This is a genomic window from Magnetospirillum sp. WYHS-4 (assembly GCA_039908345.1).
Taxonomy (GTDB): domain Bacteria; phylum Pseudomonadota; class Alphaproteobacteria; order Rhodospirillales; family GLO-3; genus JAMOBD01.
In genome coordinates this window covers 1-5,769 of the sequence record JAMOBD010000103.1, presented here as the reverse complement: position 1 = coordinate 5,769, position 5,769 = coordinate 1, and the positions used below count along the sequence as shown (strand labels likewise).

Here is a 5,769-nt window from a genome sequence, read left to right as displayed (position 1 = left end):
CGTCAACCAGAGGTCGAGCGACGATTCGACGAGCAATTCGAGATCGCGTTCGTCGAGGGTCTTGCCCGTTACGGGGATGTAGGTTTCACCAGCGGTAAAGGTCGGATTCGCATGCGGAGTGTTGGCAAAGTATTCGCGACAGAGGCCGAGAATTTGCCCCCGAAGGTCGCCCAGGATTTCTTTGTTCATGAGGGGAATGAAATACATCATCGGCTGCACCATGCAACCGCTTTCTGGAAACGGGGCCCCTTTGACACCACCGGACAACCATGTCATCGATACGGCATGGTTAAAGCAGAATTTTGGCGCGGTAAACGCGTGCTCGTGACCGGTCACACGGGCTTTAAAGGTGGCTGGCTGGCTTTCTGGCTGAACGAAATGGGCGCGGAGGTTCACGGCCTCGCGCTCGAGCCGAACACGACGCCGAATCTCTTCGCGGCGCTCGGTCTCGAAACGCGTGTGCGCCACGCGGTCGTCGACATCGGCCTGGGCGGCTTCGGCGGCTCGGCCCTGACCGCCGACATCGCGGTCCCCAAGGACCGCGCCGAAGCCGAAATGGCCGGCGGCATTCCCGTCACCTACGTGCCGGCCCGCAACACGGTCTTTTTGTCCTTCGCGCTGGCCTGGGCCGAGGTGCTGGGCTGCTTCGACATCTTCATCGGTGTCAACGCGGTGGACTATTCGGGCTATCCCGACTGCCGGCCGGAATTCGTCGCCGCCTTCGAGCGCTTGGCCGACCTGGCCACCAGGGCGGGCGTCGAGGGCAGGGGAAATTTCCGCGTCCACACCCCACTTATCCAGTCGACCAAGGCGGAGATCATCCGCCGGGGCCTGGCCTTGGGAGTGGACTATGGACTCACCTCCACCTGCTACGATCCGGCGCCGGACGGCGCCGCCTGCGGCCACTGCGACGCCTGCCTGCTGCGGCTCAAGGGATTCCGCGAGGCCGGTTTGCCCGATCCCGTTCGTTATCGATGAGTCCCGCATGATCCGCTACACCGGGCTCCACCATCCGGCCTTCGTCACCGGCGACCTGGAAAGGACCGTCCGCTTCTGGCGCGACCTGCTGGGGCTGAAGCTGGTCTATACCTCGGGCCGCCAGGGCGACCGGCAGGCCTTCTTTTCCCTGGACGGCCGCGACACCTTCATCGTCTTCTTCGAATGGCCCCAGGTGGAACGCATCCCCTATCGCCGCCACGGCGAGCCGCGCCAGGGCCCCCACGTCTTCGACCACCTGGCCATCGCCGTCCGATCGGAAGCCGACCTGTGGGAACTGATGGCGCGGCTGGAAATCGCCCGCATGCCGGTTTCCGACGTCATCGACCACGGGTTCTGCCGTTCGCTCTACAGCTACGACCCCAACGGCCTGCCCATCGAGTTCCTGTGGCCCGATCCGGCGGTGGACCTGGCGGCGCGTCCGGTCTTCGCCGACCGCGACCCTTTGCCGGCCGCCGCCGAAGGCCCCCATCCCCGGCCGGGCTTCTGGCCGGAACCGGAACAGATTCCCGAAGAAGACCGCGTCGTCTTTCCCGGCGCCGGGCACGAGGACTTCCCGCGATGATCGTCGAACAGGTGCCGGTGCTGGCCGACAACTACGTCCATCTGGTGCACGATCCGGCGACGGGGGCCACGGCGGCGGTCGATCCGGCGGTGGCCGGGCCGGTGCTGGCGGCCCTGAAGCGCCTGGGCTGGCGGCTGACCCATATTCTTTGCACCCATCACCACGGCGACCACGTGGGCGGGGTGGCGGACCTGAAGGCGGCGACCGGGGCGCGGACGGTGGGAGCCCGCAAGGACGCCCATCGCCTGCCGCCCCTGGACGAGGCGGTGGGGGAAGGCGACCGCTTTCGCATCGGCGACCGGGAAGCCCTGGTCCTTGAGGTGCCGGGCCATACCCGTGGCCACGTCGCCTACTGGTTCGAGGGAGCGGGCCTGCTGTTTCCCGGCGATACGCTGTTCTCGCTCGGCTGCGGCCGGCTGTTCGAGGGCACGGCGGAAGAAATGTGGGATTCCCTGTGCCGGCTGCGCGCCCTGCCCGACGCCACGCTGATCTACCCCGCCCACGAATACACAAACGCCAACGCCGATTTCGCCCTGACCGTCGATCCCGGCAATCCGGACCTGATCCGGCGGGCCGGCGAGGTGCTGGCGCTCCGGGAAGCGGGGCGGTCCAGCCTGCCTTCCACCCTTGCCGCGGAAAAGGCCTGCAATCCCTTCCTGCGGGCGGCCGACGCGGCGGCCTTCGCCGACCTGCGCCGCCAGAAGGACGTCTTTTGAGGAGAACCCCATGAAGCTCCGCCATTCCCCCACCTCGCCCTTCGTCCGCAAGGTCCTGGTCACCGCCATCGAGACCGGCCTGCGGGGGCGCATCGAGATCGTGCCGGCCGACGTCTGGTCGGCGGGGACCGACATCGTCGAGGACAACCCCTTGGGCAAGGTGCCGGCCCTGGTGCTGGACGGCGGCGAGACGCTCTACGATTCGCCGGTGATCTGCGAATACCTGGACAGCCTGCACGACGGGGCGAAGCTGTTCCCGCCCGCCGGCGGGGCGCGCTGGACGGCCTTGCGCCGCCAGGCCCTGGCCGACGGATTGACCGATGCCGCGGTGCTGCGGCGGCTGGAGATCAAGCGCCCGCCGGAACTCCGGTCGGCGGCCTGGATCGACCGGCAGGCGGCGGCCATGGGCCGGGCCCTGGACGCGTTGGACGACGAAGCCGACCGGCTGGGCCAGGGGCCGACCATCGGCCATGTGGCCATCGCCTGCGCGCTGGGCTACCTGGACCTGCGCTTCGACGCCGACGGCTGGCGGCGGACGCGGCCGGCGCTGGCCGACTGGTACGACGTCTTTTCCCAGCGCCGGTCCATGACGGCGACGGTGCACCAGGAATGATACCGGACAGGCCGTGGCCAAGCGCGCGGATGCGCGCGCCCGGCGAGGGCCAAGATGAAGACACCGACAGGTGTATGACGCCCGAAGCCGTCGTCGCCCTGCTGGGGCTGCAGCCCCACCCCGAGGGCGGGCATTTCCGCGAGGTGTTCCGCGACGCCGCCTCGACGGCCATCTATTTCCTGCTGAAGGCGGGGGAACGGTCCCATTGGCACCGGGTGGACGCCGCCGAAGCCTGGCACCACTACGCGGGCGGGCCGCTGGAACTCATGGTGTCGCCCGACGGCCGGACGGCGATCCGCCAGGTGCTGGGCCAGGACCTGATGGCCGGCGAACGCCCCTTCGCCCTGGTGCCGCCCCTGGCCTGGCAGGCGGCGCGGCCCCTGGGCGGCTGGACCCTGGTCGGCTGCACCGTCGCCCCGCCCTTCCGCTTCGCCGGCTTCGAACTGGCCCCGCCGGGATGGGAACCCCGCTAGGCAACGACGCGAGCCGAAGGATCGGCCCTAGGCGCCGCAGCCGGCCTCTTTCATCCAGCCGCGAACCTGGGTTTCCGTCGGCTTGGCGCCCATCTCGGCGAACAGCGCCACGGCCTTCCGCCACAGGCCGCAAGCCTGGCCCAGGTCGCCGCGCGTTTGGTGGATCAGGCCCAGGTTGCCGTACTGTTTCGCCATGCCTTCCTTGCGGCCCAATTCCTCGTTCAGAGCCAGGGACTTGCGGTGGAACTCCTCCGCCCGGCCCAGGTCATACCGTTTCGCCTATAAACTGACTTTCTCTATCCATGGGTAGCTGGTAAGTGATTGGAGCCTGCCGGAATCTGCGGTGAGGTCATTCCATGCAGTACAGCATGCATCGACGATGGCGTCGTAGTCGTCGAGGAGGCGGTGGGACAGGAAGCGGTCGGGCAGGTGCAACCAGACTCGTTCGACCGGGTTCAACTCTGGAGAATAGGGCGGCAGCGGCACCAGGGTAATGCTGTCGGGGATGCGCAGGGCGTTGGCTCCATGTCACCCGGCCTGGTCGAGAACGAGCACGGCATGGGCGTCCGGCGCCAGACTGGCGCTGAACCCCTCCAGGAAGATCGACATGGCCTCGGTGGATATCGAGGGCATCACCAAGGTGAAGTCGTCGCCGGTGGCTGGCGCCCGCACCGTTCCTTGCACCCTCGCCCCTTGCGGGAGAGGGTGGCCGCGAAGCGGCCGGGTGAGGGGGGGGACACAATGACCGTCCCCGTCCAGCGCGCCCTGGCCGACCTTTACCTCCAGATGCTGGCGTCCCTGCTGCCGCCCGGCGACGGCAAGGCCGCAACCTATTTCCGGACAGTGGTTGGCCGCAGCAGGCCGGCGGCGAACTTCCCTCACCTTTCGCGCATGCTGTCGTGCCGGTAGCGTTTGATGGGGGACAGCAGGTATTCGATGATGCGGCGCTGGCCGGTCTTGACTTCGGCGCTGAGCCCCATGCCGGGCTGGAGGGCGACCTCCTTGCCGTCCACGGTCATGGTGGCGCGGGCGAGCGTCACCCGGGTGGGATAGACCAGGCCCAGCTTTTCGTCCTGCACCGAGTCCGGCGAGACGTGGCGGAGGGCGCCCGCGATGGTGCCGTAGCGGGTGAAGGGGTAGCTGTCGAGCTTGATTTCCGCCGCCTGGCCGTCACGCACGAAGCCGATGTCCTTGTTCAGCACCTGGACCTCGGCCTCCAGTTGGGCGTCGGCGGGGACGATCTTCATCAGTTCCTGGGCCGGGGTGACGACGCCGCCTTCCGTATGCACCACCAGCTTCAGCACCGTGCCGTCGACGGGCGCGACGAGGGTCTGTTGGCGGTTGCGTTCGCGCGCCTTCTTGAGTTCCTGCTCCAGGCTGGCGGTCTTGGTGCGCGCCTCGGCGAGGCGGGAGAGCGCGTCGCGCTGGAATTCGGCTTCCGATTGGGCGCGCCGGGCGCGGGCTGCGGCGGCGTTGGCCCGGGATTCGGCCAGTTTCCGCTTCTGCACCTCCAATTGGCCCTCGCGTTCGATCAGCTGTTCTTCCAGTTCGGTGAAGCTGAGCCGGGCGATCACCTGGGTGTCGGCCAGGCCGCGCTTGCCTTCGACGCGCTCGCGCACCTTGGGCAGCAGGCGGGAAAGGCGGCCGATCTCGGCCTCGATGGTGGCCGCCTCCGCCTCGATGCGCGCCTGCTCGCCGCCCAGCCCGGCCAGCCGGGCCCGGTGTTCCTTCCACTGGCTGGCGACCAGCCGGCGCATCTCGTCGGCCGCCTTGCCCGCCAAGCCCTCGGGCGCCACGAAGGCCTCCGCCGGATCGTCGGCCAGCAGGGCTTCCAGGCGGGCGACCTCCATGGCTTGGCCGGCGTGCTCGCGGGCCAGGCGCAGCGCGTCGGCTTCCGAGCCGGTGGGGTCCAGTTCCACCAGCACCTGGCCGCGCGCCACCTTCTCGCCTTCCCTGACGCGGATGCGGCGCACGACCCCGGTTTCCAGAGGCTGCACCATCTGCACCTGGACCGTCGGGATGACCTTGCCCTCGGCGATGGCGATGATGTCGATCTTGCCCAAGAGCGCCCAGGTGGCCGCGATGTTGAAGAAGACAATCACCGCCAGCGCCACGGCGCGGCCGGCCGGCGAGGCCGGGGTCTCGGTCACCTCCAGCACGGCGGGCAGGAATTCCAGCTCGTGGCCCTTGGCCTTGACCCCGGCCTTGGCGGCAGCCTCCTGCTCCCGCTCGGCACTCCAGGAGGCGCGGACCACGTCCCAGTGATGGGCGAGGGTGGCCAGGGCGGTCATGCCCAACTTGAACAGTGCCCGAGAAAAAGCTGTTCTGTAACAGACTGTTACGGAGTGGCACGGGTTTGTTAGCACTACATTCCGGGGTGGCGGGGTTTCAGGTGGGGGTTTCGTG

At 68.5% G+C, this 5,769-nt stretch carries 9 protein-coding genes and 1 pseudogene; 6 read left to right on the top strand and 4 right to left on the bottom strand.

Features of this window, described 5'->3' with window-relative positions:
- Positions 1 to 468: hypothetical protein (locus tag H7841_17620; GenBank protein ID MEO5338680.1), on the bottom strand; the 468-nt coding region annotated here is incomplete at its 3' end.
- A gap of 27 nt (positions 469 to 495) precedes the next feature.
- Here H7841_17620 and H7841_17615 point away from each other — a divergent pair.
- The 5 genes and pseudogenes from H7841_17615 (at position 496) to H7841_17595 (ending at position 3,363) form a co-directional block, all read left to right on the top strand.
- Positions 496 to 978: pseudogene (locus H7841_17615) on the top strand (7-cyano-7-deazaguanine synthase).
- Between the two features lie 7 nt (positions 979 to 985).
- The gene (locus H7841_17610) at positions 986 to 1,561 is read left to right on the top strand and encodes a VOC family protein (protein MEO5338679.1); all 576 of its coding nucleotides are present in this window, start codon (positions 986 to 988) and stop codon (positions 1,559 to 1,561) included.
- Entirely contained in the window at positions 1,558 to 2,277 is a 720-nt protein-coding gene (gloB, locus tag H7841_17605) for a hydroxyacylglutathione hydrolase (protein ID MEO5338678.1), read from the top strand. Before H7841_17610 ends, gloB begins: the two co-directional genes overlap by 4 nt.
- Positions 2,278 to 2,287: 10 nt before the next feature.
- Positions 2,288 to 2,890: a glutathione S-transferase N-terminal domain-containing protein gene (locus tag H7841_17600; GenBank protein MEO5338677.1), complete on the top strand. Its 603-nt coding sequence runs from the start codon at positions 2,288 to 2,290 to the stop codon at positions 2,888 to 2,890.
- Between the two features lie 74 nt (positions 2,891 to 2,964).
- Complete coding sequence (locus H7841_17595) at positions 2,965 to 3,363, top strand: cupin domain-containing protein (GenBank protein ID MEO5338676.1); 399 nt, start codon at positions 2,965 to 2,967, stop codon at positions 3,361 to 3,363.
- A gap of 27 nt (positions 3,364 to 3,390) precedes the next feature.
- Here H7841_17595 and H7841_17590 read toward each other — a convergent pair whose 3' ends face one another.
- Together H7841_17590 and H7841_17585 are read right to left on the bottom strand one after the other, a co-directional pair.
- Complete coding sequence (locus tag H7841_17590; protein MEO5338675.1) at positions 3,391 to 3,558, bottom strand: hypothetical protein; 168 nt, start codon at positions 3,556 to 3,558, stop codon at positions 3,391 to 3,393.
- A 333-nt stretch (positions 3,559 to 3,891) separates the two neighbouring features.
- Positions 3,892 to 4,035 (bottom strand): hypothetical protein, encoded by a 144-nt coding sequence (locus H7841_17585; protein ID MEO5338674.1) that lies wholly within the window; start codon positions 4,033 to 4,035, stop codon positions 3,892 to 3,894.
- A gap of 69 nt (positions 4,036 to 4,104) precedes the next feature.
- Between H7841_17585 and H7841_17580 the strand changes: the two genes are divergently transcribed.
- Positions 4,105 to 4,272: a hypothetical protein gene (locus tag H7841_17580; protein MEO5338673.1), complete on the top strand. Its 168-nt coding sequence runs from the start codon at positions 4,105 to 4,107 to the stop codon at positions 4,270 to 4,272.
- Here H7841_17580 and H7841_17575 read toward each other — a convergent pair.
- Positions 4,242 to 5,654, bottom strand: coding sequence for an HlyD family type I secretion periplasmic adaptor subunit (locus tag H7841_17575; protein ID MEO5338672.1), 1,413 nt, complete (start codon positions 5,652 to 5,654; stop codon positions 4,242 to 4,244). The genes H7841_17580 and H7841_17575 overlap by 31 nt on opposite strands.
- Positions 5,655 to 5,769 lie beyond the last annotated feature (115 nt).